Source organism: Bradyrhizobium sp. Mp27 (assembly GCF_029953005.1).
GTDB classification, from domain to species: Bacteria; Pseudomonadota; Alphaproteobacteria; order Rhizobiales; family Xanthobacteraceae; genus Bradyrhizobium; species Bradyrhizobium barranii.
Genome location: NZ_JASAUS010000064.1, coordinates 1 through 24,683, shown reverse-complemented (window position 1 = coordinate 24,683; position 24,683 = coordinate 1). Strand labels below are relative to the sequence as shown.

Here is a 24,683-nt window from a genome sequence, read left to right as displayed (position 1 = left end):
GCATTGGCGCGAGCCGATCTGTCGAGGTGAACCCATCCCAAATCCGATGAGTCAGCACGATGACCCACGAGTCCAGCCGGGTTTGACCAAAGCAAGGCGAGGGGATGGAGACTGTGCGACGCTTCTCCGCCGTTTGTGGTGATGGAACCGGGCCGGTCAAACACGTGCACGTGTTCCACACTGCCTTTTTTTCAGCACGATTTGGGCAGCATCTAGCGGGGCTGGGGGCGCTGCTATCCGCTATCGGGGGGCCGGTGGTGCCAAAATCTCGAATCATATTGTTCGTCATTGCCATGCTTCCGCTCGCCGGCTGCATGCAGACGACGCTTTCTCCATCGACGGATGCGAGCATGACGCCGCGCGACCGGCAGTTGCTTGCGCACACGCCCTACGCGCAGGCGAACGTGCCTGAGCAATATCTCCGTCATATCGTCGACTATCCGCGCAAGGAGCAGCCGGGCACGATCCTGGTCGATACCGATGCGCGCTACCTCTATTTCGTGCTGCCCGAAGGCAAGGCGATCCGCTACGGCGTCGCGGTCGGTGAGGAAGCCATGGCCTTCTCCGGCGTCGCGCGCGTCGGCCGTCTGGCGGAATGGCCCGACTGGGTTCCGACAGCGGAGATCCAGGCGCGGCTCGGACCATATCCGGCGCGCGTCGCCGGTGGCCCCGCCAATCCGCTGGGCGCGCGGGGCATCTATCTCTACCTCGGCAACAAGGACACGCTCTATCGTATCCACGGCACCAACCAGCCGGAATATATCGGGCAGGCGATCTCGTCCGGCTGCATCCGGATGCGCAACGAGGACGTGATCGATCTGTTCGACCGGGTGAAGCTGAATGCCACGGTGGTGGTGCTGCCGCCCGGGCAGAATGCACGGGTCGACGCGGGGTCTAGCTGGCGCGGGTAAGCGCGGTGCGATCGGTCATTCCACTGCTCACGGGACTTTCGTCGTGGGCAGGGCTGCCGGTTGAGACCTAGTTCTCAGGCCGGGCGACGCGCCATTGCAGCGTCGTGGCATTGCCGTTGGCATCGCCTGGCGCCTTGTCGGCCGGCGAGGTGTAGAGCGGACGATAGCGGTACGCCCACATCTTGCTGCCGTCGTTGCGGCTGATCACGGTGAAGTCGCCGATGGCCTTGGCGTCGACCGTTGCGGATAGCGGGACCCAGCTTTCGGTGCACTTGCCGTTGCAGTTCGACGTCTTGCCGATGGTGTCGCGCTCGTAAGTGTAGAGCGTCATGCCCTTGAGGTCGACGAGTGTGGGGCCCTGCTTGGTCAGGACCACCTTCGCCGGTGCGGTCGTGGCCTCGGGCTTCGGCGGAGCAGGGTCGCCGCCGCCATGGCCGTTGGCAAGCGCAGGACCGGCCGAGAGCGCGATGGCTGTCGCCGCAATGAGGAACCTGAACATCCGAAACTCCCGAGCGGCAAAGTTAATCGCGCGTTAAGCGCCGAATGTTGGCGACCGTAGCAGCCGAAGGTTAGTTCCAGGTTTCACGGCACTGCGACAATTACGGATGGAAATACGGGGTTCATGCCTCCAGCTCGCGCAGCGGGGCGCGGCTGAGCTCGTTGCCGGCGGCAATGGCCTTGCGCAGCAGCCGCATCAGCTCTTCACCTTCCTTCGCGCTGAGGCCGCGCAGCATGACGCGCTGGGCGGACTCCACGGCCGGGGTGATCTTGCGCAGCGTGCGCCGGCCTTCGTCGGTGATCTCGAGCTCGCGGGCGCGGCGGTCGCGGCTGGAGGCGCGGCGCTCGGCAAGGCCTTTCTGGACGAGGCGGTCGATGACGCCGGTGATGGTGGTACGGTCGTAGGCGATCAATCCTGCCAGCGTCACCTGGTCGAGCCCCGGATTGGCCTTGATGGTCACAAGTGCCGCGTATTGCACCGGCGTGAGGTCGAAACCGGCTTCGCCGACCTCGGCCAGAAACACCGCCACCGCGATCTGCTGGAACCGGCGCGCCAGATGCCCGGGCATGTCGTTGTTGTCTTTCACCGAATTCTCCGTTGCGGCAGGGAAGGCGCGGCTCGTTGACAAGTATACTGATAGTCAGCATACTGAGCAATATCGAAGAAGACGTTGACAGGAGAGGTGCTCATGCAATTCCATCTCAATGGATTTCAGCCGGGCGATCCTGAAATCGCCGATCCCGCCGAACGCGTTCTGGCTTCGGGCGCAGCCGGGGCCGTGCCTGAAGAGGTCGATGTCCTCATCGTCGGCTGCGGCCCTGCGGGCCTGACGCTCGCGGCCCAGCTTGCGCAATTCGGCCACATCAAGACCTGCATCGTCGACCAGAAGCCGGGTCGGCTGCTGGTCGGGCAGGCCGACGGCATCGCCTGCCGCACCATGGAGATGTTCCACGCCTATGGGTTCAGCGCGCGCGTGCTGAAGGAGGCCTATTGGGTCAACGAGACCACGTTCTGGAAGCCGGACGAACGGAAGCCCGAGACGATCGTCCGCAGCGGACGTGTGCAGGATGTCGAGGACGGGCTGTCTGAATTCCCGCATGTCATCCTCAACCAGGCGCGCATCCATGATGGTTTTCTCGATGTCATGCGCAAATCGCCGGCCAAGCTCGAACCGCATTACAACCGGCGCCTGCTCGACCTCGAGGTCGATCCGGCCGCGGGTCCCGCCGACCACGCCGTGACGGTGCGGCTCGAACGCGTCGATGGTGCAAACGAGGGCAAGATCGAAACGATCAAGGCGCGCTACGTCGTCGGCTGCGACGGCGCGCGCAGCACGGTGCGCAAGTCGATCGGCCGCGAGCTGCATGGCGATTCCGCCAACCACGCCTGGGGCGTGATGGACGTGCTTGCGGTGACCGATTTTCCCGACATCCGTTTCAAGGCCCTGATCCAGTCGGCGAAGGACGGCAGCCTGCTGATCATTCCGCGCGAAGGCGGCTACATGGTCCGCCTCTATGTCGAGCTCGCAAAACTCGACGTCGGCGAGCGCGTCGCCAATCGCAATATCACGGCTGAGGACGTGATTGCGAAAGCGCAGCGGATCCTGAACCCGCACACGTTTGACGTGAAGGAGATCGCCTGGTGGTCGGTCTACGAGATAGGCCAGCGCCTGACCGACAAGTTCGACGACGTGCCGGAGGCCGAGATCGCCTCCCGGCTGCCGCGCATCTTCATCGCCGGCGATGCCTGCCATACCCACAGCCCGAAGGCGGGGCAGGGCATGAACGTCTCGATGCAGGACGCTTTCAATCTCGGTTGGAAACTCGCCGCCGTCCTCCGGGGGCAGTGTGCACCGAGCCTCCTGCATTCCTATTCGGCCGAGCGCCAGGCGGTGGCGAAGGAGCTGATCGATTTCGACCGCGAATGGGCGGGCATTCTCGCCTCCGCCGCCAAGGCCGGCGGTGCCGATGCGGCCAGGACGCAGGACTATTTCGTCAGGCACGGGCGCTACACCGCTGGCACGGCGACGCATTACCGGCCGTCGCTTCTCACTGGCGCGACATCACACCAGCATCTTGCCGGAGGCCTCGTCATCGGCACGCGCTTCCATTCCGCGCCGGTCATTCGGCTGGGCGACGCCAAGCCGGTCCATCTCGGCCACGCATCGCAGGCCGATGGTCGCTTCCGCATCTACGCGTTCTCGCCCTCGGAAGATCCCGCGGCTGCTGGCTCGGCCATTCGGTCCCTGTGCAATTTCCTCACCGAAGCCAGGGAATCACCGGTCAGGCGATACACGCCCGCTGGCGCCGACATCGATAGCGTGATCGACCTCCGCGCGGTCTTCCAGCAGGATCATCGCAAGCTCGCCATCGAAGCGATGCCTTCCCTGCTGCTTCCGCGCAAGGGCCGCTACGGTTTGCTCGACTACGAAAAGATGTTCTGCCCCGACCTCAAGAGCGGCCAGGATGTCTTTGCAGTGCGCGGCATCGATCGCGAGGTCGGCTGCATCGTCGTAGTGCGGCCGGACCAGTATGTTGCGACGGTGCTGCCGCTCGATGATTTTGCTGCGCTTGCGTCGTACTTCGATGGCTTCATGCTGCAAGCGAATTGACGAGCTAAAGCGCTCTCGCCGCGCTGCGCCGATGAACGGCGAATGAATATTGAACCGCGCGCGACGTCCGTCTCAATCTTTCGACGGATGTGACGGCTGCACGCGGAACGCTCATTGCACCAGCGCGTTCCGACTCGCACGAGGAGGAATTCGCCATGAGACTCAGAACCGCTTTAGTTGCAGCATTGTTGCTCGCCCCGACGGCCGCGCTGGCTGCGCCGGGCATCGTCACCGTCTCGACCGGCTTGCGCGCCGGGCCGGGTGCGGGCTTTCCACTGGTCGATCGCGTCCCCGAGGGCGCCCGCGTCAACATCCATGGCTGCCTGCGCGGCAATGCCTGGTGCGACGTGAGCTTCTCCGATGATCGCGGCTGGGTATCGTCGCAATATCTCGAATATCTCTATCGCAATCACTACGTCTATCTGCCCGACTACGCCGACCAGATCGACGTGCCGATCGTTCCGTTCGTGCTGACCTCGTACTGGTCGAACTATTACGAGGGGCGTCCCTTTTATCGACGCCACGCCTACTGGAACAATTACTGGAGCTCGCATCAGCGCGTCGCGACGCGGATGACGATCGATCCGCGTGCGGCCCGCATCGGCCGTGCGGCGACGCATGACGCCGCAATCGCGCTGGGACGCGAGGGTGTGCGCGGCAAGGGCGACAGGGGTAACGGGAGTGCCGCCGCGATCTCCGGGCGTGACGCTGCGACCGCACGGCATGACGCCGCGATGACCAAGCGCGACGCTGCGATCGCGAAGCGCGACGCTGCGGTCACGGCCGACCGGACCCACGCCGGACGGAGCGAGCGCATCGCGCATGAACGCGCCAATGTGCAGACCCGCAATCCGCGCGATGCACAGGCGCGCATGATGCACGAGCAGACACAAAGCCGCGCTGCGGCGCGTGCGCAGCCGATGGCGCGCGCACATGACGCGCCGCGTGTCTCGGCCGCGCCTGCCGCACGTCCTGCAGCACCGCACATGGCTCAGCCGAATGTGAGCCACGGTTCGCCGATGAATGCGCGCGCGCAGATGCCTGCGCCGCGCACAGCAGCACCTGCGATGCCGCACGGCGGCGGTGGCGCTCCGCATATGAATGCCGCTCCGCGCGGCGGCGGCGCGCCGGCCGGCGGGCCCGGTGGCGGTCACCAGAAGCACTGACATCGCCCAAGAAGGCCCGGCCCTCGCGCCGGGCTTTCTGTCAGGGGCGCCCTCGGGTTCCCGGCTTGTCCAATTTAAGAAAGTTCTTCGCGGGCAGATTTCATCGATCGTAATATGTGTACTCAAAGCTGTAAGCATCCACTCGGGGCAGCGGGGCACGGGAGGATGACGATGAGACAGAGCCAGGCGGAGACGCGCCGCCAAAATGTCGCGAAGCGGTCGATGACCAAGGAGGCCAAACAGCTGTCCAGCCTGATCGCCGGGCTGCGCAAATCCCTCGACGGGATTCACAAGGAGCGGACGAGCACGAAGCTCACCGGTGCCGAGATGGGCATGCTCGACGAGCGCCGCAACAACCTGCTGCTGACCATCGCAGCGTTGGACGACCGTCTCTCGGCGGTGCAGGGGCTGATCGATCTCGGCCGTCCCCATATCATCCGCGTCCACTGAGCGGATCGCGATACCCTAACGGTTCCGTCGCGGCGGCGATGGACCGGGGCCGGGTGGCCGGCTCCGCAGGGCATAAGGGTTGGCGTAGCACTGGGCGGACTGCCCGGAAGCGGTCGCGGCGCATTGTGCGATCGACGTGAAACTGCAATCGATGCTGCTGCCGTCGATGGTGTAGATTTCAATGCAGACGGGATAGCGCGGATCGTAGGTCTGCGCCCGCGCAGGTGCGGTGGCAAGCAGCGCCATGCCAGGCAAGCCCGCGACAAGCAGAATCGCATTTCTGATGCTGCGCACGATCAATCTCCATCGCTCAGTTGGAACCAGGGCACAATGCTGCCGTCGATGGCACCAAATTGCCACGCTCCCGGCGAATTGCCGCCAAAGCCCGCTGCCACGAGGAGAGTTGGTGCAGGGCGACGCAAGGGGATGCGAATTGGCCTATAAAATGGTCGCAGAACGCGACAATGAGAAGTGCAGTTTTGCCCGCGAGAGCCGGTTGCTCATCGTGGCGAAGGCAAAAGTATGGGCGAGCGAGGGCTGGCAGGTCGTCATCACCGACCCGGACGGCAAGGCCTACACTCCGCCCGAATTCGATCAGCTATTGGCGGCGTGACCGCGCGACGGGGCCGATGACGCGTTTTCTTTACGCGAACCGGAATCCACTTCGCTCGAAAACGCTCTAGGGGACGACATTGATTTCGCTGTTTCGACCGGGGCGCGACGTGATCGCGCCCCTGGTGACTCTCGCGGCCGCGGCTCTGACGATGACGGTCGCGTCCGCGCAAAATCTCGATGCTGGCAAGCCGGCCGCAAAGCTCTTCGCGGACGGCTGTGCGAGCTGCCATCGCAGCCCGCGAGGATTGGCGAAAGGGCGCTTCAGCCTGACGCTCGCCTGGTTCCTGAAGGACCATTACGTGACCAGTTCCGACTCCGCCAAGGCACTCGCCGCCTATCTGGTGTCCGTCGACGAACCGCCGCCGCGCGCGGCGGCCAAGTCCAGTGCAAAGCCGGCCAGATCCGCGCCGCGTCCGCCCAAGGCAGTGCAGAGCCAATAGCCGTCGTTCCGGCTATCCGCGCCGATAGGACTGTGCGATCAGGCGGTCGTGCACGGCACGCAAGTCTGCGCCCATGCGCGTCTGTCCCGTCGTGATGTAGGACAGCCAGGCGCCGTCGGCGGCGAGGCGCACGACGTGGAGTTCGGGCGCTGCGTCGGTGGTGCGATGGCGCTTCAGGCGCGCCTTCATCCAGTCGTTCCAGAGCCGGCGCAGGGACGGATCTGTGACCACGACCATGCTCAGCGCCGCCCAGGGCGTCGCAAAGCCGAAGGCCTTGCCGGTGAACACCGCATTGACATAGGCCCGCGTAAAGCTGCCGCGTGGCTTCGGGTCCGCTTCGATAGCGGCGTCGATCTCGGCATCGACGCGGGCGAGGAGATCGGCGAACAGGCCCTCGATCAGCGCCTGCTTGCTGCCGAAATGATGAAACAGCCCGCCCTTGGTGACGCCGGCCGCCGCTGCCACCGCCTGCACCGTGATCCCCGATACGCCGTGATCCATGGCGATCGCCGCGGCATGGTCGAGCAGGGCGCGCCGGACCTGCTCGGGCTGCTTGGCGCGGGTGTAGGCGCTGGCCGGCATCAATGCGCCGTCGTCTGCGAGAACAGGTTGATGACCACGACCCCTGACACGATCAGCCCGATGCCGACGAAGGCCGCGGCGTCCAGCATCTGGCGGAACAGCATGAAGGAGACGGTCGCAGTCAGAATAATGCCGACGCCGCCCCAGATCGCGTAGGCGATGCTGAGCGGAATGACCCGGATCGCCACCGACAGCGCGTAGAAAGAGGCGACGTAGAACAGCACCATGGCCAGCGTCGGCCATGGCCGCGCGAACTGCGCGGACTGTTGCAGGAAGGCGGACGCGGTCACCTCGAAGACGATGGCGAGGGCAAGCGCTGCGTAGGCATTGAAGGCGGAGGTCATGGCGAGCTCAGATGTGGCGCGCGAAAGATACCGCGCGGTAGGTATGTTTAGCACGCGGAACATGGCTTTTGGCGGGTGGAGGTATCACGTGTGAGTGACGAGCCTGCGACAGGGCGGAGCCTGTTGGCAGCGGTTTGCCGGAGTTTTGGCTGTTTCGCCGCGAAAACGAAGCCGCCGCGCGATGACCCGGGCGGCGGCTTGGGAGCGTCGGCGTTAGCTGATCCGCACGGACAGCTCGACGTCTTCAGCGAAGGGCGTGGACATGTAGCCGCTTGCGAGCTTGCGTACGCGCGCGAGATAGTCGGGGCTGTCGTCAGCATTGTCGGCGACGATGATCGCGCCCGGCTTGAGATGGCCTTCGACCAGATCCAGGATATCCGGGTAGAGCGCCTTGGCGCCGTCGAGCAGCACGAGGTCGATCGTGTCGGGCAGATCGGCGCTGAGCGTCTTCAGCGCATCGCCCTCGCGGATTTCGACGAGATCGATCAGTCCGCCGGCCGAGAGGTTGTCCCGCGCCCGCGCCGCCTTGGACGGCTCGAACTCGCTGGTGATGAGGCGGCCGCCGCCATTGTCGCGCAAGCCTGCGGCAAGGTGCAGGGTCGAGATGCCGAACGAGGTCCCGAACTCGACGATTACCTTGGCGCGCGAACTGCGCGCCAGCATGTAGAGCAGGTGACCCGTCTCGCGAGAGACCGCGAGCGGTGCGTCCTTCAAGCGTCCGTAGAGGTCGCGGTAAGCGGTCTTGCTCCGCATCATCCGCGCCCGGTCTGCGTCGGACAAATCGGCGACGGCGGCATGCGTTGCGCCCCTGGCTGCTTCGGCCTCGTCAAACAGGCGATCCAGCAGCGGCGCAAGCGTTGTGATGGTCGGGGTGGTCATTTGATGTCTCCAGAGTTCGCGAAGCAGCGCGTGCTTGCGCAGGGGGTGAAATACGACTAATTCGTCGCATTTCCTATTCGCATTGTCCGAGCACGCCATGGCCGACCGCCGAAGCCGTTCAATTTCCTCACGAAAACAGCCGCAACAGGCCCGATCGAGCGGGCTGGTGGCGGCCATTCTGGATGCCGCTGTTCAGGTCCTGGCCAAGGAGGGAGCGCAGCGTTTCACCACGGCGCGGGTGGCGGAGCGGGCCGGTGTGAGCGTCGGATCGCTCTACCAATATTTTCCGAACAAGGCGGCGATCCTGTTCCGCCTCCAGAGCGACGAGTGGCGGCGCACGAGCGAGTTGTTGCGCGGGATCCTCGCGGATGCGGCGAAGCCGCCACCGGCGCGGCTGCGCGCGCTGGTCCACGCCTTCATTCGTTCCGAGTGCGAGGAGGCCGCGATCCGCGTCGCGCTCAATGACGCTGCACCGCTGTATCGCGACGCGCCGGAGGCGCAGGACGCCCGGGCAGCCGGCGAGGGGATCGTCGCCGCGTTCATGCGGGAGGCGCTGCCGAAAGCCTCGGATGCGACGCGTATCCTCGCCGGCGAGCTGATCACGGCGACGCTGAGCGAGGTCGGCAAGAGTTTTTCGGAAGAGACGCGGGGCGAGACGGAGATCGCAGTCTATGCCGATGCCATGGCCGACATGTTCTGCGCCTATCTTGCGACGCTGGCGCGGCGCTGAGGCATTGCTGACATCGGCGTTTGCGGGCCGATTGTTCTTCAGATTTTGCCGGCTCATGGGTTAGCCTTCGCTCGCCGTCCCCTATTCGAGCCATCGAGCGCCGCGCCATGCATGTGCTTCGCCCCCAGTTTCGCATCGAGGAGCAGCGCGCGCTGGAATTTGCCGGGCGACGCGGCTTCGGCATGATCGTCGCGGCGGACGAGCACGGTCCGCGCGCCTCGCATGTGCCGTTCGTGGTGGACCGGCGCAACGGGCAGGTGATCGTGCAGATCCATTTCACCGCCAAGAATCCGCTCGTTGCGCTTGCGGACGGCACGCGGCGCTTCCTGCTGATCGTTGCCGGCGACGACGCCTACATCTCCAACGACTGGTACTCTTCGTGCGACAATGTCTCGACCTGGCTCTACGAGGCCGTGCACCTGTCGGGCGTGGCGCATCTGCGCGAGCTGGACGAGAACCGCGGGCACGGCGATGCGCTGCTTGCGGTGTCCGAGGCGCGGTTGCCGAAGCAGCCCTGGGACCTCGCGCAGATGGAGCCGGGCAAGCGCGAGAGCATGCTGGCTGCGATCCGGGTCGTCGATCTCGTGGTCGACACCGTCGAGGGGCAGGCCAAGCTCAATCAGCACAAGAGCGATGCGGACCATGTCGCCGTCGCTGACCGGCTGGCGCGGTCGGAGGAGACGGGGCACCGGCGGCTGGCGCGGAGGATGCAGGCGCTGCGGCCGGGGCTGGGGTATGAGATGCTCTAAACTTGTAGCCCGGATGGAGCCAACGGGTCGGCGCAAAGCGGCCGCCCGACGACAAGCTCCGCGTCCCGGGATTCATGCCGCGATCTGAGAACCCCGGATTACGCTTCGCTCCATCCGGGCTACGCCAGCCGTTCCTGCTACGCTTGCTTCGCTCAGCATTTGATCTTACGGACCTCTGCATGCTCGTCATCTCCATTCAAAGCCAGGTGGTCCACGGCCATGTCGGCAACAGCGCGGCCGCCTATGCCATGCAGGCCGAGGGCGTGAACGTCGCGGCAGTGCCGACGACGCTGCTGTCGAACCATCCGCGCTATCCGACGTTGCGCGGGCGGGTGCTGGAGACCGAGCTCGTCGCCGATCTCCTGAAAGGCGTCGAGGAGCGCGACCTCGTCGACGAGGCCGCGGTGCTCGTCACCGGCTATCTCGGCTCGCCGGGCAACGCGGCGGTGATCGCCGACTTCGTCGAGCGGGCGCTGACGCGGAATTCGAAGCTGGTCTATCTCTGCGACCCCGTGATCGGCGATGACGGCCGCGTCTATGTCGCCGACGGCATTCTGGACGTGGTGCAGCACCGGCTGCTGCCGGCCGCCAACCTGACCACGCCGAACCAGTTCGAGCTCGAGCTGCTGTCGGGCGTCACGATCGCGGACACGCAGGGCCTGCGCACGGCCTGCGCGGCGCTGGCGGGGCAACGTCGGATCGACGTCGTCGCTACTGGCTGCACGCTCGCTGACACGGCAGAAGGGCAGGTGGAGACGATCCTGTGCGCCGACGGCCAGCTGTCGCGCTTTGCGACGCCGCGGTTGCCGATCCGCCCCTCGGGCACCGGCGATCTCCTTGCCGGCCTGATTGCGGCGCATCTGGCCAAGGGCAAGGCGATGCAGGCGGCCGTGCGGCTTGCGGTCGAAACCATCTTTGCGGTGCTGGTGCGTACGCAAGACGCGGGCACCGCCGAAATGCGCCTCGTACCGCTGCCGATCCCCGGACGGAAGCCGTAACAGGTTCAGGTCGCGCGCTTGCCGGCCGATTGCGCCGACTTCTGCGGCTTGGCCAAACCCTTCTGCTCGCGCGCGGCGTGTGTCTTTCGCAGCTTTGCGTGGGCCGCGGCCCGCATCACCTTCTTGGACCTCACGTTGGCCGCTTCCTTGTGGTCTCCCGTGCCGCGCTTCGAGATGTATTCCTGGCCGTCGACCGGGCCGACATGCGGCGGATCGCGGCCGAGATAGGGCCGGCCGATGCCGAATGACTTGCCGTTGGCGTCAACCCACTTCCACAGGATTTCGGTCGAGACCCAGCGCTGCGCGCGGTTGTTGCCCTGGGTGCTGACGATGTCGGCGGCCATGCCGTGGCCGTAGCCACCGCGCGTGCTGCCGCCATGATAGGAGCGGTCGGACGCGGCCTTCAGGCCGCTCGCGATCGACTGGCGGTAGTCGTCGCGGAACGCGCTGGTGATGCCCGGCGACAGGCCGGCGGCCTCGGCCGCGAGCAGCATGCGAAACAGCTTTCGCTTGAAGCTCTTGTCCATGCCGCCGATGACGTAATCCATCATCGGCATGCTGGCGCGCTCGGCCGCTTTCGGATCCTTCCAGCCAAAATCCTGATCGACCAGCTTTGTGAAGCTGCGCATCACCGTGACCATCTTGCCCCTGCGCTTGATGGTGACGGGGCGGCGGTCCTCGACCTTGATCGAATCCTCCTTCGCGGTGCGCTGATAGAGCGTCCACAGATAGCGGTCGATGCAGGCGTCCATGACAAAGCACTCATCGAGCACGGCGACGGTGTCGGCTGGCGGCGACGGCTTGCTCGCGGCAGGCGCTGGGCCGGTCGCGATCGCCGCGGGCGACAGCTCATCTGTCGTCACGATCTCGGTGGGATCGGCGGAGGCGAGTTTGACCACGGGCTCCGGCGCCGGTGCGGCTTCTGCTGGTGCAGCCTCGCTGAGGACGGGCGCGGGTTCAGGTGAAATCTGTAGCGCCGGCGGCGCTTCCGCCGGCAAGATCAGCGCCGGATCGGCCGAGGCGAGCTTGATGACGCCGGCGGGCATCTCGGCTGTTGCGGCCTCGGGAGCCGGATCCGGATTCGGTGTCGCAGCGACAGCGGCTGCGATATCGGCGGTCAGGACGATGCCATCCTCGATGGCCGCAGCATGCGGGACGTCGGCGAGCTCGAGCCGGCCAAGATCTTTCGCGTGCGACACGGCGGAAGCATTGGCGCTGCCTTTCTCGATGAGGGCCGGAGCGTAGGCGGACAGGGAGAGCGCCAGCCAGCCGGCGAGAACGGCCGAGGGGCACGAGACCGCCACCAGAAGAGACCGCCGATCGTTCATGATCCCTGCCTCCAAACGGTTCTGTTCGAACCAATCTTGCATAGCCAGGCACGCGACGCGTCAATTGTTCGGAGGATGGTGTGGCGGCGCAATGGCGCAAATGGGCCAAACGGGGCTTTTCGGGCGGGTGTTGCCGAGGTGCAACGCGAATTCCCTACGGCTTCAGGGGCGGCAAGTGGCTGAAAAGCGGCAGCCATTCATTGTCATCAAATTGAAGGGATTGAATTTACTCAATCTTGGATTGCGGTTTGGTATCTTTCCCGTGCCGGCAACGTGCGGTAGAGTTGGAAGGATGCGAGTTGTGAAATTGAAATGCCTGTTGACCGAATTTGCCGCCGATGAATCCGGCGCCACCGCGATCGAATACGGCTTGATTGCAACTGGTATCGCGCTGGCGATCATCGAGATCATCTATGCGCTTGGCACCAATCTCGTCGCAAAGCTGCAATCGCTGGCGACGGCGTTGAAATAGGCCGCGTGGACGCGGGGGCATGTGCTCGCCCATAAAAGTGTCATGTCGCGTCTAGCGGGGATTCGACCAAGCGCTTGTGCGCATTAAACATATTGCCATGCAGCGGACGCGCTGTTGCAATGCAGCAGAGCATGTCGCAATGCAACAAAACGCGCTTAGATGTGCTCCGAACCTTCCACTCAGGAGCATCACCAATGAACAAGAAGACTCTGTCGATCGCCGCCGCCATCCTGACGATCGCGGGCAGCACTGCGGCTTTCGCCGCCGAGCTGCCGACCTATGAGGCCAACGGTTTTCCGGTCTCCCCCCTGCAGGTGCGCGTGCTCGGTGCCGCGCATGTCGAGCAGCAGGCAACCGTGCCGACCACAGTCGCTTCGGTCCACCAGGCCCGCGCGCTCACGCCACGCAAGGTCAAGACCGCGGACGTCACGACGGGCGCGGCCCGTTGATCTCAATCGCCTGAAGACAACACGAAGTTGGCTCGTCTCCTCCCGGGCCTGCACGGACCGCGTTCCCTTTCGGGGAGCGCGGTCTTTTCTTTGACGTGGCGAGCCGTGATCCGGCGCGCGGTGCGCGGGTTGAGAAAGTTGCGGTAAGAAAAATCGCCGTCGCGTGCCGATTGTGGACGACCGTTCAAGACGAGTGTGATCTCTTTAATAGTTGCTTTGCAGATCGCGGCGCCTGATGCGGGCGCCGCTCATTGGCGGCCAAGAAGCGTTTTCATAATGGAGGGCGTCATGCCCGTTGCGCAGAAAGCCGTTATTGCCACCACCTCGCCGCGCGCGTTCATTCTCAGGCATCTTGCATTGTTCGCAGCCGCCGCGCTGTTCGTGTTCGTGCTGAGCCTGACCTACGGGCTCGACCTCAGCCCCGGATTTTTCTGAGCGAATTTGCGCAGCTCGATTCGAGCTAAGCATGCTTCGATGAGCGCAGGCTGGACGGCGATCTTCCATAGAGCTCGGCGAACGCGGCGTTGAATCTCCGCAGGCTGCCGAAGCCGGCCTGAAACGCGATGTCGGTCATGGTGTGTTCGCCGGCATCGAGCAGGCGTTTTGCGCGCTGGACGCGCAGCGTCTTGGCAAGCTGCTGGGGCGTCGCGCCGACGTGGCGCTCGAACAAGCGCGCCAGGTGACGCGAGGAGATGCCGAGCCGCATCGCGAGCGTCACCACCGAATCTTCATCGAGCGCGCCCTCGTTGATCAGCTTCACCGCGCGCGCGACCGTCGAACGCGTGCCGTTCCAGGCCGGGCAGAACGGTGCGGTTTCGGGGCGGCAGCGCAGGCAGGGCCGGAAGCCAGAGGCTTCGGCCGCGGCCGCCGTCGGGTAATAGACGACGTTGCGCGTCAGCGGCTGCTTGGCCGGACAGACCGGGCGGCAATAGATGCCCGTGGTCTTCACCGCGGTGAAGAAGCGGCCGTCATAGCGGGGATCCCTGCGCAGGCGCGCGGCGTTGCAGTCGTCAAAACTCAGCATGGCCGGATGATAGCGCATGCCCGCGCTGGCGGAAGGGCCGCGGGATGACCGAGTCCGATTGTGGCGAGCCGCAACCCGCATGGCGGCCTAGAAGGCGGCCCTCGATGCAAGCCCCCTCAATGCCAGTTCTGGAGCGCGCCGTGACCAGCCCGAAAGACATCGTCCTCAACGCCTGGAAGACCTTTTCGTCGCGCGATGCCGGCCGCATCGCCGCACTCTTCACCGACGATGCCAAATGGATCGCGCCGAAGGGCAACGCCACCGCCGTCGCGCTCGATCACACCGATCACATGGTGGGCGCGCAAGCGATCGCGCGCTTCATCGCGCAGGAGATGCACAGGTTGTTTTCCGCGGTCGATATCGCCTTTCGCGGCGTCTACGCCGACGGCGATGTCGTGATCGTGGAGGAGCGGATGCGTGCCACGCTTGCGGGCGGCAAGCCCTACGAGAACGATTATTGCTTCGTGTTCACGGTGGCCGGGGACCGCATTCGCGAGGTGCGGGAATACATGGACACGCGCAAGGGATGGCGGATGGTGTTCGGCGAGGAGGCATGATGGTTGGGCTACGCTGCGTGCCAGACCTGCAACGGCGTGGGTTGAGGCGGTCCACGCGCTGACATAAGGCTTGCTCATGGATCAGCGAACGAGCGGCGCTGACGCTCTCATTCAGAAGAACGTTGCGGCGCCGGCGTTGCTCGGCGTCGTCTGCGGCCTGTCGGCTGCGCTGTTCTGGGCGCTGGGCTTTGCGGGGACGCGGCACGGCCTCAAGGTCGGATTCACCCCGGTCGATCTGCTCGTGCATCGCTATGTCTGGTCGGGCATCGCGTTCCTGCCGCTGGTCGCGCGCGCCGGAATCGGTGATCTCTGCGGCATCGGCTGGGGCAGGGGCCTTGTGCTGATGGTGCTCGGCGGTCCCGTGATGTCGCTGATTTCCTACACCGGATTCCTGTTCGTGCCGCTCGGCCACGGCAGCGTGATCCAGCCCTCCTGCGCGACGCTCGGCGGCCTCCTGCTCGCGGCGGTCGTGCTGAAGGAGCACATCTCCGCGTCGCGCCTTGCCGGCGCCCTGGTCATCGTCGGCGGCCTCTGCGTGATCGGCGCGGAATCGATCGGGCATATCGGAGCCGACGGCGTGCTCGGCGATCTGACCTTCGTGCTCACCGGATTCATGTTCGCCGGTTTTGGCGCGCTGCTGCGTCACTGGCGCGTCTCCGCCGTGTCGGCCGCGCTCGTCATCAACGTGCTGTCGCTGCTGCTGTTGCCGATCTATCTCGCCACCGTCGGTTTCGCCCATGTCGTGGCGATCGGCGTGACCGAGAATGCCATTCAGGCGCTGGCGCAGGGCGTGCTCGCCGGCCCCGCCGCGCTTTATCTGTTCGCCGTCTCGGTCCAGCGCCTCGGCGTCGCCCGCGCCGCGGTGATCCCGGCCTGCGTGCCGGCGCTGACGCTCCTGGTCGGCTGGCTGCTGCTCGGCGAGCCGCCGACGATGTTGCAGGTGGCGGGTCTGGTCACGGTGCTGTGCGGGTTCTATCTGGCGCAGCGGCAGCGGTGATCGACTAGCCTGGAGCGGAACCGAAGTCCGGGACCGAAAGGTGCGGCAACATTCCGGATTATGCGTCCGCTCCGTCCGGGTTACGCTGCCCCCGTCATGACCATCCTGCTCAACATCGACGTTCCCGACGCAGCGCAAGCGACCACCTTCTACACCGCCGCCTTCGGCCTCACGGTCGGCCGCCGCTTCGGCACCGACGTCGTCGAGCTGCTGGGCTGGCCCGCGCCGCTGTATCTTCTGACCAAGCAGGCCGGCACACCGGGCGCGGGCAGCGACCGCCGCCGCTACGAGCGGCACTGGACGCCGCTGCATATCGACGTCGTCGTCGACGATGTCGATGCCGCTGTCGCGCGCGCACTTGCCGCCGGTGCGATCCTCGAGGCGCCCGCCTGCGATGCGCCCTATGGCCGGATCGCGATGCTGGCCGATCCGTTCGGGCACGGATTTTGTCTGCTGGCATTCAGCGCGAAGGGGTATGACGCGCTGCTGGAGGAATAGCTCGAGCGGACGCGGGCAGCTTACGCCTTCTTCACGAACTCCGATTTCAAATTCATCGCGCCGATGCCGTCGATCTTGCAGGCGATGTTGTGGCCGTCGGTGGCGTCCTGGAGGCGGATGTTCCTGACCTTGGTGCCGCCCTTGACGACCGATGATGCCCCCTTGACCTTGAGGTCCTTCATCACGATGACGCTGTCGCCATCGGCGAGCGCATTGCCATGCGCATCGCGCTCGCCGGCCTCCTGCGGAGCCTTCGCGGCCGCATCGCCCCCAGCGCTCCATTCATTGGCGCATTCCGGACAAACCCAGAGATCGCGGTCCTGATAGGCGTGCTCCGACTGGCAGTTCGGGCATTTCATCGGTTCGGTCATTGCTTGCCTCATTACCCCCAAAGCCTCTCCCGTTCCGATGCAATCGGAACGGGGAAGGCTCCAGGTTTTTGTTTTGGCGCGTTTTCTTTACGCGAGCCTGTATCCACTTCGCTCGAAAACGCTCTCACGGGCGCGCCGCGCACATTCCGCCGAAAAAGATGGATTGGGAGCAAATCCTTTACCATGGCGTGCGGTCCCGGTTGAAGTGCCGGAGCCTTAGGAGTTCGGGAAAAATTCCGCGGTATCCATGTCCTGATCATACGGATGCGTCGGCTACGCCGTTCAACGCTGCCGCAAGCTTTGGGAGTCCAGGTCATGAGCGAGCATCGTGCCGCTGCCAGACATCAGACGTTGCGAACCGGGATTGTCGAGTTCGACAACGGCACCGGCAGCCTCGTCAGCGTGCCCTGCACGATCCGCGATGTCTCCGGCACCGGCGCCCGCCTGCAGCTCAACTCGTCGCTATGGGTGGCCGAGCAGTTCACGCTGGTCTTCAGCAGCGGACTGCGCAAGGACTGCCGCGTCGCCTGGCGCAAGGGCAGACTGATCGGCAGCGCGTTCGGCGAGGGTTATGCGAGCCCTGACGAGCAGGCCGTCATGATGACGGCGGATGAGCAGTCCCGGCACCGGCTCGGGATCGGCGCGCGCGTCAGAGCGGCGCGCGAGACTCGCGGCTACACCGAAGCCCAGCTCGCCGAGCGCATCGGCGTCACGCCCGCCTTTCTGGCGCTGGCCGAGAATGGCGAGGCGGACATTCCGCTTTACCAGCTGATGCACATCGCTGATTTGCTGATGGTCGGTCTCGACGGGCTCGTCGCAGGTCCGGCGCCTGAGGACGTCGACGCGGCGTAGGGGGACACCTCGCGGAACCGTTCGGCCAACAAAAATGTCGAAAACAACCTCATGCACCGTAGAAAACACGCATGATTTCAGGGGTCTGCGAGACCGTATAATGTGTCGATCCGCCGGCAATCCCGGTCGTCGCTTGCCTTGTGTCGATTTCGGCGATCCCGAATAAAATTTGACTCGTCGGGCAAAACAGGGGCAATATGGCATGGTGGCGCCGGTGCGAGGGAGAGGTGCTTCGCCGGGGCCGCGGGGCGAGATGCCGAAAAATCTGAAAAGTGAAGCGACAAGAAAACCGCAAAGAAAACTGAAGACCTACCAGACCTCGCTCGGCTTCTACGACCAGGCGGTCGCCGCACCCTCGATGAAGGCGGCGCTGGAGGCCTGGGGCGCCAGCTCCAACCTCTTCCATCAGGGCGCTGCGAAGGAGACCGACGACCCCGACATCGTCGCGGCGACCATGGCAAGTCCGGGCGTCGTGCTCCGGCGTCCGGTCGGCTCCGGCGGTCCGTTCACCGAGAGCGCCGCGCTGCCGACCGATCTCGCCGACGGTGAGGCCAAGCCAAAATCCAAATCCAAGTCCAAGCCCAAGCCCGAGTCCAAATCCAAGTCGAAGCAGCGTCCGGCCAAGGGCGCAACAAAACAGTCACGCAAGATTGACGATCAAGACGCGCGCAAAGCAGCCGCGGCGTTCGAGAAGGAAGAGCGGCGGCGAGACGCCGAGCGACGCAAGGAAGAGGCCGCCCTCGCCAAGGAGCGCGCTAAGCAGCGCGCAAGCCGCGGCAAGGCGGTCGCCGCAGCCCAGGCGGCGCTGGACAATGCGAGGCGGGAGCACGACGCGAAGGCGGAGGCGATCGAAGCCGAGCGGGCCGCGCTCGACGAACGCGTCGAGGCCGAGCAGGGCCGGTGGGACAAGCAAAGGAAAAAGCTCGAGGAGGCTCTGCGCCGCGCGCGCACGTAGCGCGAGCGAATTTAGCTTGCCTTGCCTTGCGTCCTTTTGCACTCTTCCAGGGAAGGAGACCAACGCATGAAGATCATCACCGCCGCGTGTGCGCTCGGAACGGCCCTGGTGCTGTGCAACCTCGGGATATCAGGCGCTGAAGCCCGGACGCGGAAGGCCCAGGTGGTTCGCGAACCACAGCAGAGGCTTATCGTCACGGCGCCCGTGCTCAGGCCAACGCCGTGGGATTACTACATTGTTCCACGATATCGTTATCGCCCTGAAGACGACCGGGTCGATCCGAACGGCCCGCCCTATGTGTCGTCATGGGTTCGCTATGAGGGATGGCGGTGGCCGTACTGGTGGTAAAGGCCGCCGACGGACGCGGAGCGGAATAGACGGGAAGCGAAACCCATCGATAGCTGTCGCGGCACGATGGGTTTCGCAAGCGCTTCTCCCATCCTACGTGCTGCTCCTCGAGGCATCCCCGAGACGTGCTATGCTCCTGGGCGGGAGGAATCAGCATGAGAGTCGTTACCGCGATACTCGCCCTGCTTCTTTCGAGCCCGGCCGCCGCCCAGGAGTGCCAGACATGCTCAATGGCCGACGCCTGCATGAAGGAGTACCTCAAGGCGACGTCGGAGGCCCAAAGGGCCACGAAGCAAGCAATCCGGGACTGGAAGCAGAATCTGGACCGAAAGGCCTCCGCCGAATTGTCCAGCAGGGGCATACTCGCATTGCAGGACGCGATGGAAGCGCAGGTTCGTTCGGAGTTGGAGCGGTTGAAGGAGTGCCTGGTGAAGATCAGGTAGGGCGCAAGCGCGCGGCGGAAAGCACGCTCCTACAAGGATGGGTTGAGCCTTTGCGAAAACGCATGATCTTCGCGGCTGGCAAGACACTGGTCAAGGCACTGGTTGCGCCGTTGTCGTGACAAGCTTCGCATAAGCGCGCGTTGGGATAGTGGCATCTCCGAGTTAGAGGAGATTCTGCAATGCCGATCGCGGGGCAAAAGCTGGCCTTTGTCATGGCCTCGTCCAACCATGGAACGATGATCGTCAATCGCTTCGACTATCGCATGGTCGCTCCCGACCGCGGCTACGGCGTGGGGTTTCAGATCCTCGAAACGGCTGCCTTCGATCCAGTCGAGGTCAAGATAGCTCTCGAACTGCTGGCCTTACGACGGCGGTACCACGGTGACGGGGTGGTCGCCATCGACTGTGGCGCGAATATCGGCGTCCACACGATCGAATGGGCCTCGTTGATGACGGGCTGGGGTTCGGTGGTTGCGATCGAAGCCCAGGAACGGATCTACTATGCTCTGGCGGGTAACATTGCCATCAACAACTGCTTCAATGCGTTGGCGGTGCATGGTGCCGTTTCCTCCGAATCCGGCACGATGAAAATTCCACATCCAAACTATTTTGCGCCTTCCAGCTTCGGCAGCCTGGAATTGCGGCAGCGCCCGAGTAACGAATTCATCGGTCAGCCGATCGACTATACCAACAACACCGTCCTCATCCGAAAAATGACGCTGGACGAGCTCAACTTGCCGCGAGTCGACTTCATCAAGATCGATATCGAGGGCATGGAGATGGAGGCCCTTGCGGGTGCTCGGGAGACAATCAAGAAGTACCGCCCGATCCTCCTGATCGAAAAAATCAAGACGGATAACCGGCAACTCGAGCAATGGCTCAAGGACAACGGCTACCGGTTCATGGCTCTCGACATCAACATTCTCGCAGTCCATCAAAGCGATGAGTGTTGGAAGGATATCAACGCGCCTCAAAGCGCCGGCCAGCCCGCTGAAGCACGCCCCCTCGCGACAATGAATGTCTAGGCTGGTGCACTGCGCTTCGCGCAGCCGCAGGCAAACCCACCCTACGGGTCATCCGCCGATAGTCGCAGGAACTGCCGCTTCATCGCGTTGACCCTGGCGATATAGCTTGCAACCGAGTGATCGCCGCAGCGCTCGTCGGCGATCATCTGAAACTTGCGACGCGCGTAGGCCGTGGCGGGGCCGGCGCCGCAGAGATGGATGAAGGCGGCCAGATCCTGCTTCTGCTGCGCGTTCGCCTTCACATCGCCTGCGCGGGCAAGAACGTCAGCCACGTTGCGGTCCAGATACACCGATGCCAGCTCGATGGCGTGGCTCGGGATCGCGCGGGTGTAGAGGCCCGTGAACCCGCAGCCGGTCTCCGTGACCGCGTTGCCGCGGACACAGAACCGTGCGGCGTCGGCGAAAGCCGGATCGGTCATCTGGTAGAGGCCGACGGCGCTGGAGGCGGGCCGGTAGATCGCGAGCGGATTGAGGCTCAGACGCCAGCGCCAGTAGGTGCGCGCCACCGGATTGCCCGAACTTTCGACCTGCGCCAGCGCGGCCAGCAATTCGGGCGTGATCGTCGCGGTGGAATAGGTGCGGAACAGCGGCCCGTATTGCCGCCAGTTCTCGGCCGGCTCCTTGTCGAGCGCGTTGCCGACGAGGACGAACAGCTCGGTCGGCTTGCGGATGACGTGATAGACGATGTTCACAAGCGCTGCGACCGCAAGCAGGATCGCCACGCTGCCCGCGATCCGAACCATCCGCGGTGCTCGCGCGAACCTCTTTCGCACCCACCGGGCGCCCCGCCGGACGCTGCGAAGGCGGGGGAGGAGGCGTTTGCTTTTTCGTGGCATGGATCTGGCGGGAGCGCGTGGATGAGTTGAGGCTTTGCGAAATCCATCACCTGACGAAGTTGATGGGTATCGATTCGCTCCACTCATCCTATGGATCGTGTGGGGGGATCACTGCAACGATTCGTCCCGATCCTCTGGGAGTTGGGTGCACCGTCACCGCAATTCGACACCGCAACTAGGAGAGGTTGAGCGCTGATGACATCCATTATCATTGCGTGCCGCGACGGCAGCTGCATAAAAATGGCAAAGCTGCGACTGTCAACTGCATATCTGATTAGAAGGCCGCTTTTCCACGTAATACACTCAGTGCCGTTTGGGGTACGGGGAGCGTATTGGGAGGGTCAATCATGGCAAGTGTCGAACAATTGCGCAGACGTGAAGGAGTAAACCTGGTCCAGCTCGAGGCGGACATTGCATCGGTGCGCACGGGAAGCTCGATTGCTTCAATTGCGCTGCCCGATTACGTCGAGCACACCGAGGGGGTCACGCGGGTGGGCGCGCTCAGTGCTGAGGCGGTCATTCGTGACTATGAGTCCGCTGCAAAGGAGATCGAGGCCATGGGCGCCGAGCTGATCGATGCCGCGCGAAAATGCGAGGCGCTGACAGCCCAGGTCCATGATGCGATCGCCTTCATGCGCGAGACGGCAGCGGGGTATCGCGAAGAGGGGCGGAAGATCTTCAAGCGCATCGAGGAATGCGCGCTCTTCACCGAAGACGTCCGCAAGACGTGCGAGCAGGTCAAGCGCAGGATGAAGGACGTCTCGGTCGGCGAGTACTGCAGCGAGGAGCTCGCGACGGAAGAGCTCGAGCCGACCGGGATCGAAGCCAAGGTGTCGGTGTACGAGGTACGGTGAGGCGGGCGTAGAGCGCAGTTCGCAGGATGGATAAGCGCTCGCGCCCCCATCCTGCGGGCTGGGCTTCAAAGCCAATCGCGCGTGGACGGGAAACAAGCTCGTTTGCGAGAGTCCCAGACGTAATCCGAACCGCCGCAAGGCGGACGCGAACGCGACGTGGTCGGACATTGATTCCAGACCCGCGCACCCGTTGCCCAGCCATCGACCACGCACGCGCCGGAAACGGTGGCGTGGCAACCGGTGCCGCAGCCGTCTGCGGCGCTGGCCGTGCAGACTGCAAACAGAAGCATCATGGGGGCCAACAGGACGCGTGAAAGGTGCCTGGTCATGGGCTCGCTCCTTCATGCCGAGGCCCGTCGTGAGGTCGCGCAGATGTGGCCGAGGGCCTGCCGGCCGATCGCCGCGGAGCATAGCACCAAGGCTCTTGGCACCAAAGCTCTTGACGGCTCACCAATCCGGATCGCCGTAGGGGTCGCCCATATAGGGCGGGGGCATCCAGCGTCCTCGCGGCGGCGGCGGCCTGGGCCGCCGGGGTGCGGCCGCTTGCACGTGCGGCCGTGCAGGCGCAGCCGTCTCGTTGCTCGTCGCGCTCCGCACGACCGGTTTCGCGGGTGCAGGCGCGGATGACGTCGTCAGTTGCGTTTGCAGCGCCTGGACCTGCGCGGCGAGGCGCGCATTGTCCGTCGCATCCTTCTCCTGCGCCGCCTTGAGCTGTTGAATGGTGTCGGCCTGCTCGCGCAGCACCTGCTCGTTGCGGCTTTTCAGTTGCTCGAGCTTTCCGTTGATGCTCGCAAGCTCGCCGGTGATGGTCTTGAGCGATTGCGCGAGATCGGACGATGACGGGTCAGGCGCCGTGGCGCCAGTCCTTGGCGCGTCAGGTCTTGCAGCCTCAGGTCTTGCAGCGTCAGCTTTTGGAGCTTCAGCTCTTGGAGCGCTTTCCGTTTCCTTGCCGAGCGGCGGGGCGGGCACCGGAGTGGGCCCATCCGCAGCAGCCAGTTGCACGGCCGGCGGCTGCGCCGGACTTTCGACCACGGAAGCTTTCGAGGGCTCGCTCGCGGCCGGCGGAGCCCATCGCGCCATGATGGACTTGGTCATCGACTTGGCCTCATCGCGATATTGCGAAGCGAAGGCGGCACCGAGAAGGCCGATCGCCAGCACGAGGCCAACCAAGGCACGCAGCATGGTCCGATCTCCCTTCAGGCCTTGATTGCCCACCTTGCTAACCGGTGCCGGCACCTTGTCCTTGGGACCCTCGGCTGCCTTCGCACCGGCGCTTGCCTGCGAGGTCCGCGGGGCTTCGTTGCCGCGTTCCATTCCGGAAACCAGCCGGTCCAGCCGCGCAAGCTCTTCCTCTGCGCTCTTGATCTGGTCATAGGCCCGCGCCAGCCCGCCATCGGCGCGCACCTCGTCCGGCTTGGCGGCCTCAGGCTTTTGGGTATCAGGCTTGGGGGCCTCAGGCTTGCCGGTATCAGGCTTGGGGTCGTTCGCTTCAGGCACCGATGCGCGCTCCATCCAGTCGGGCGTCAATGGGAGTGCGGCAGTCCGATCGTCGGAAGGATAGGCCTCACCGTTGTCCAACACAACGCGCGCGCGAAGGAGAATTTATGGCGGGTTACGGTTGCTGAAGCCGCCGGGCGCTGCTCCCCGGGGCATCCCTGCGACGTGCTGTGCCATCGCGGGAGGAAGCGCCATGAGGGTCTCTACCGAGACACTCGCCCTGCTTCTTTCGGGTCCGGCCGCGGCCCAGGAGTGCCAGACATGCTCAATGGCCGACGCCTACATGAAGGAGTACGTTAAGACGACGTCGGAGGCCTAAAGGGCCACCAAGCAGGCCATCCGGGATTGGAAGCAGAATCCGGACAGAAAGGCCTCCGCAGAATTGTCCAGCAGGAGCATACTCGCATTGCAAGACGCCGTGGAGGCGCAGGTTCGTACGGAGCTGGAGCGCCTGAAGGAGTCATGGCGAAGATCAGGTAGGGAGGGGCGCAAAGGAGGATCCAATGAAATCGCTTCTGCTGCTCACGGCGAGCGGTCCGCTGCTCATTCTCACCTCGCACCAGTCCCTGGACGACCAGAAGCTCCTGGGGGTGCTCAGGCAAAAAGGCATCGGCAAGTTCGTCGCGTTCGAGGTTCCCTTGTCGCTCGCCAGAGAGCGCTACGGCGGGCACTTTCACGCGGTCGAAAGCAATCTGCACGAGACCGATGATTTGAGAGTGCTCGACTTCAACGGCCAGCGGGTCTTTCAGCTCTTTCATTTCGAAGAGCTCGGCTCACCGATCCTGATAGAGCGGTCGTGATCCGGTTTGGTTCGGCGGCGAAAGGGGATGTGTCGAGCAGGGCTGTTCCGAAGGGACGCCGATTGAGGTACGGTGGAAGCCTGGACCCGTGGAGTCTGCCATGACGTCATATACTGTCGGGTTGAAGCTCGGGGTGCGTGCCAAGGTGCTCACGATCGAAGCCGAGGACGCATTGGTCGCGGCGCTGAAGATCAAGCTCGAGAACCCCGAGGCACTCGTCACCTATGTTCGCAAGTCAAATCGGCGTGGCGATCGTCGTCACCCGCACGAAGTGCAGCGGGCCAAGACAACCGTAAGCGCTCCTTTCTACGCACCTATGCAGTTGAGCGCGGGGATGGGATGAGGTGTCCACCATGAACGAGGTGGACACCATCGATGATCACTCCAGAAGAACTTTTGAGAC

General features: G+C 64.4%; 34 protein-coding genes. 23 read left to right on the top strand and 11 right to left on the bottom strand.

Going from position 1 to position 24,683, the window contains the following annotated elements:
- Positions 1–293 precede the first annotated feature (293 nt).
- Positions 294–911, top strand: coding sequence for a L,D-transpeptidase (locus QJT78_RS27780; protein WP_166105773.1), 618 nt, complete (start codon positions 294–296; stop codon positions 909–911).
- 67 nt (positions 912–978) lie between these two features.
- Here the strand turns inward: QJT78_RS27780 and QJT78_RS27775 are convergent, their stop codons facing one another.
- Together QJT78_RS27775 and QJT78_RS27770 are read right to left on the bottom strand one after the other, a co-directional pair.
- A complete protein-coding gene (locus tag QJT78_RS27775; RefSeq protein ID WP_028151777.1) occupies positions 979–1,410 on the bottom strand; it encodes a hypothetical protein in 432 nt (143 codons plus the stop codon).
- 121 nt (positions 1,411–1,531) lie between these two features.
- Complete coding sequence (locus QJT78_RS27770) at positions 1,532–1,996, bottom strand: MarR family winged helix-turn-helix transcriptional regulator (protein WP_028151776.1); 465 nt, start codon at positions 1,994–1,996, stop codon at positions 1,532–1,534.
- Between the two features lie 102 nt (positions 1,997–2,098).
- Between QJT78_RS27770 and QJT78_RS27765 the strand changes: the two genes are divergently transcribed.
- From QJT78_RS27765 to QJT78_RS27755, 3 genes are all read left to right on the top strand, one after another.
- Positions 2,099–4,021: an FAD-binding monooxygenase gene (locus tag QJT78_RS27765; protein WP_028151775.1), complete on the top strand. Its 1,923-nt coding sequence runs from the start codon at positions 2,099–2,101 to the stop codon at positions 4,019–4,021.
- Positions 4,022–4,176: 155 nt separating this feature from the next.
- A complete protein-coding gene (locus QJT78_RS27760; RefSeq protein ID WP_038943788.1) occupies positions 4,177–5,187 on the top strand; it encodes an SH3 domain-containing protein in 1,011 nt (336 codons plus the stop codon).
- 171 nt (positions 5,188–5,358) lie between these two features.
- Complete coding sequence (locus QJT78_RS27755) at positions 5,359–5,637, top strand: hypothetical protein (RefSeq protein ID WP_014495645.1); 279 nt, start codon at positions 5,359–5,361, stop codon at positions 5,635–5,637.
- Between the two features lie 15 nt (positions 5,638–5,652).
- Here QJT78_RS27755 and QJT78_RS27750 read toward each other — a convergent pair whose 3' ends face one another.
- Positions 5,653–5,931, bottom strand: coding sequence for a DUF3551 domain-containing protein (locus QJT78_RS27750; RefSeq protein WP_028151773.1), 279 nt, complete (start codon positions 5,929–5,931; stop codon positions 5,653–5,655).
- A gap of 112 nt (positions 5,932–6,043) precedes the next feature.
- On the opposite strand from QJT78_RS27750, the gene QJT78_RS27745 reads away from it, so the two are divergent.
- Both QJT78_RS27745 and QJT78_RS27740 read left to right on the top strand, forming a co-directional pair.
- Positions 6,044–6,250 (top strand): hypothetical protein, encoded by a 207-nt coding sequence (locus tag QJT78_RS27745; protein ID WP_028151772.1) that lies wholly within the window; start codon positions 6,044–6,046, stop codon positions 6,248–6,250.
- Positions 6,251–6,329: 79 nt separating this feature from the next.
- Positions 6,330–6,692 (top strand): hypothetical protein, encoded by a 363-nt coding sequence (locus QJT78_RS27740; protein WP_028151771.1) that lies wholly within the window; start codon positions 6,330–6,332, stop codon positions 6,690–6,692.
- Positions 6,693–6,704: 12 nt separating this feature from the next.
- Here QJT78_RS27740 and QJT78_RS27735 read toward each other — a convergent pair whose 3' ends face one another.
- From QJT78_RS27735 to QJT78_RS27725, 3 genes are all read right to left on the bottom strand, one after another.
- Positions 6,705–7,274, bottom strand: a complete 570-nt coding sequence (locus tag QJT78_RS27735; protein WP_028151770.1) for a TetR family transcriptional regulator — start codon at positions 7,272–7,274, stop codon at positions 6,705–6,707.
- Positions 7,274–7,618, bottom strand: coding sequence for a multidrug efflux SMR transporter (locus tag QJT78_RS27730; RefSeq protein ID WP_028151769.1), 345 nt, complete (start codon positions 7,616–7,618; stop codon positions 7,274–7,276). The genes QJT78_RS27735 and QJT78_RS27730 overlap by 1 nt, the downstream gene beginning before the upstream one ends.
- Positions 7,619–7,831: 213 nt before the next feature.
- A complete protein-coding gene (locus QJT78_RS27725; RefSeq protein ID WP_028151768.1) occupies positions 7,832–8,497 on the bottom strand; it encodes an O-methyltransferase in 666 nt (221 codons plus the stop codon).
- Between the two features lie 97 nt (positions 8,498–8,594).
- Here QJT78_RS27725 and QJT78_RS27720 point away from each other — a divergent pair, with 97 nt between their 5' ends.
- From QJT78_RS27720 to pdxY, 3 genes are all read left to right on the top strand, one after another.
- Complete coding sequence (locus tag QJT78_RS27720) at positions 8,595–9,227, top strand: TetR family transcriptional regulator (RefSeq protein ID WP_028151767.1); 633 nt, start codon at positions 8,595–8,597, stop codon at positions 9,225–9,227.
- A 107-nt stretch (positions 9,228–9,334) separates the two neighbouring features.
- On the top strand, positions 9,335–9,976 hold the full coding sequence (locus QJT78_RS27715; protein WP_028151766.1) for an FMN-binding negative transcriptional regulator: 642 nt from the start codon (positions 9,335–9,337) through the stop codon (positions 9,974–9,976).
- Positions 9,977–10,155: 179 nt separating this feature from the next.
- A complete protein-coding gene (pdxY, locus tag QJT78_RS27710) occupies positions 10,156–10,974 on the top strand; it encodes a pyridoxal kinase (protein ID WP_038943789.1) in 819 nt (272 codons plus the stop codon).
- 5 nt (positions 10,975–10,979) lie between these two features.
- Here pdxY and QJT78_RS27705 read toward each other — a convergent pair whose 3' ends face one another.
- A complete protein-coding gene (locus QJT78_RS27705; protein ID WP_028151763.1) occupies positions 10,980–12,302 on the bottom strand; it encodes a hypothetical protein in 1,323 nt (440 codons plus the stop codon).
- Positions 12,303–12,609: 307 nt separating this feature from the next.
- On the opposite strand from QJT78_RS27705, the gene QJT78_RS27700 reads away from it, so the two are divergent.
- From QJT78_RS27700 to QJT78_RS27690, 3 genes are all read left to right on the top strand, one after another.
- The gene (locus tag QJT78_RS27700; protein ID WP_028151762.1) at positions 12,610–12,774 is read left to right on the top strand and encodes a Flp family type IVb pilin; all 165 of its coding nucleotides are present in this window, start codon (positions 12,610–12,612) and stop codon (positions 12,772–12,774) included.
- Positions 12,775–12,968: 194 nt separating this feature from the next.
- Entirely contained in the window at positions 12,969–13,223 is a 255-nt protein-coding gene (locus QJT78_RS27695) for a hypothetical protein (protein ID WP_028151761.1), read from the top strand.
- Positions 13,224–13,511: 288 nt separating this feature from the next.
- Positions 13,512–13,658, top strand: coding sequence for a hypothetical protein (locus QJT78_RS27690; RefSeq protein ID WP_167541704.1), 147 nt, complete (start codon positions 13,512–13,514; stop codon positions 13,656–13,658).
- Between the two features lie 25 nt (positions 13,659–13,683).
- On the opposite strand, the gene QJT78_RS27685 is transcribed toward QJT78_RS27690, so the two are convergent.
- Positions 13,684–14,265, bottom strand: a complete 582-nt coding sequence (locus tag QJT78_RS27685; RefSeq protein WP_028151760.1) for an Ada metal-binding domain-containing protein — start codon at positions 14,263–14,265, stop codon at positions 13,684–13,686.
- Between the two features lie 122 nt (positions 14,266–14,387).
- Between QJT78_RS27685 and QJT78_RS27680 the strand changes: the two genes are divergently transcribed.
- The 3 genes from QJT78_RS27680 (at position 14,388) to QJT78_RS27670 (ending at position 16,299) form a co-directional block, all read left to right on the top strand.
- Positions 14,388–14,804, top strand: a complete 417-nt coding sequence (locus QJT78_RS27680) for a nuclear transport factor 2 family protein (RefSeq protein WP_038943790.1) — start codon at positions 14,388–14,390, stop codon at positions 14,802–14,804.
- Between the two features lie 76 nt (positions 14,805–14,880).
- Complete coding sequence (locus QJT78_RS27675) at positions 14,881–15,801, top strand: DMT family transporter (RefSeq protein WP_028151758.1); 921 nt, start codon at positions 14,881–14,883, stop codon at positions 15,799–15,801.
- 96 nt (positions 15,802–15,897) lie between these two features.
- Complete coding sequence (locus tag QJT78_RS27670) at positions 15,898–16,299, top strand: VOC family protein (RefSeq protein ID WP_038943792.1); 402 nt, start codon at positions 15,898–15,900, stop codon at positions 16,297–16,299.
- A gap of 20 nt (positions 16,300–16,319) precedes the next feature.
- Here the strand turns inward: QJT78_RS27670 and QJT78_RS27665 are convergent, their stop codons facing one another.
- Entirely contained in the window at positions 16,320–16,670 is a 351-nt protein-coding gene (locus QJT78_RS27665) for a zinc ribbon domain-containing protein YjdM (protein ID WP_038943793.1), read from the bottom strand.
- Positions 16,671–16,985: 315 nt separating this feature from the next.
- Here QJT78_RS27665 and QJT78_RS27660 point away from each other — a divergent pair, with 315 nt between their 5' ends.
- The 5 genes from QJT78_RS27660 (at position 16,986) to QJT78_RS27640 (ending at position 20,293) form a co-directional block, all read left to right on the top strand.
- Positions 16,986–17,522: a helix-turn-helix domain-containing protein gene (locus QJT78_RS27660; protein ID WP_028151755.1), complete on the top strand. Its 537-nt coding sequence runs from the start codon at positions 16,986–16,988 to the stop codon at positions 17,520–17,522.
- A gap of 253 nt (positions 17,523–17,775) precedes the next feature.
- Entirely contained in the window at positions 17,776–18,477 is a 702-nt protein-coding gene (locus tag QJT78_RS27655) for a hypothetical protein (protein ID WP_028151754.1), read from the top strand.
- Positions 18,478–18,543: 66 nt separating this feature from the next.
- Positions 18,544–18,825: a hypothetical protein gene (locus QJT78_RS27650; RefSeq protein WP_071914421.1), complete on the top strand. Its 282-nt coding sequence runs from the start codon at positions 18,544–18,546 to the stop codon at positions 18,823–18,825.
- 155 nt (positions 18,826–18,980) lie between these two features.
- Complete coding sequence (locus tag QJT78_RS27645) at positions 18,981–19,268, top strand: hypothetical protein (RefSeq protein ID WP_028151753.1); 288 nt, start codon at positions 18,981–18,983, stop codon at positions 19,266–19,268.
- A gap of 179 nt (positions 19,269–19,447) precedes the next feature.
- Complete coding sequence (locus QJT78_RS27640) at positions 19,448–20,293, top strand: FkbM family methyltransferase (RefSeq protein ID WP_038943794.1); 846 nt, start codon at positions 19,448–19,450, stop codon at positions 20,291–20,293.
- Positions 20,294–20,334: 41 nt separating this feature from the next.
- On the opposite strand, the gene QJT78_RS27635 is transcribed toward QJT78_RS27640, so the two are convergent.
- A complete protein-coding gene (locus QJT78_RS27635) occupies positions 20,335–21,129 on the bottom strand; it encodes a transglycosylase SLT domain-containing protein (RefSeq protein ID WP_028154646.1) in 795 nt (264 codons plus the stop codon).
- A 347-nt stretch (positions 21,130–21,476) separates the two neighbouring features.
- Between QJT78_RS27635 and QJT78_RS27630 the strand changes: the two genes are divergently transcribed.
- A complete protein-coding gene (locus tag QJT78_RS27630; protein ID WP_038943795.1) occupies positions 21,477–21,983 on the top strand; it encodes a hypothetical protein in 507 nt (168 codons plus the stop codon).
- Between the two features lie 447 nt (positions 21,984–22,430).
- On the opposite strand, the gene QJT78_RS27625 is transcribed toward QJT78_RS27630, so the two are convergent.
- Positions 22,431–23,495 (bottom strand): hypothetical protein, encoded by a 1,065-nt coding sequence (locus QJT78_RS27625; RefSeq protein ID WP_028154592.1) that lies wholly within the window; start codon positions 23,493–23,495, stop codon positions 22,431–22,433.
- A gap of 488 nt (positions 23,496–23,983) precedes the next feature.
- Here QJT78_RS27625 and QJT78_RS27620 point away from each other — a divergent pair, with 488 nt between their 5' ends.
- Both QJT78_RS27620 and QJT78_RS27615 read left to right on the top strand, forming a co-directional pair.
- Positions 23,984–24,280, top strand: a complete 297-nt coding sequence (locus QJT78_RS27620) for a hypothetical protein (protein ID WP_014495618.1) — start codon at positions 23,984–23,986, stop codon at positions 24,278–24,280.
- A 100-nt stretch (positions 24,281–24,380) separates the two neighbouring features.
- Positions 24,381–24,623: a hypothetical protein gene (locus tag QJT78_RS27615; RefSeq protein WP_281460370.1), complete on the top strand. Its 243-nt coding sequence runs from the start codon at positions 24,381–24,383 to the stop codon at positions 24,621–24,623.
- Positions 24,624–24,683 lie beyond the last annotated feature (60 nt).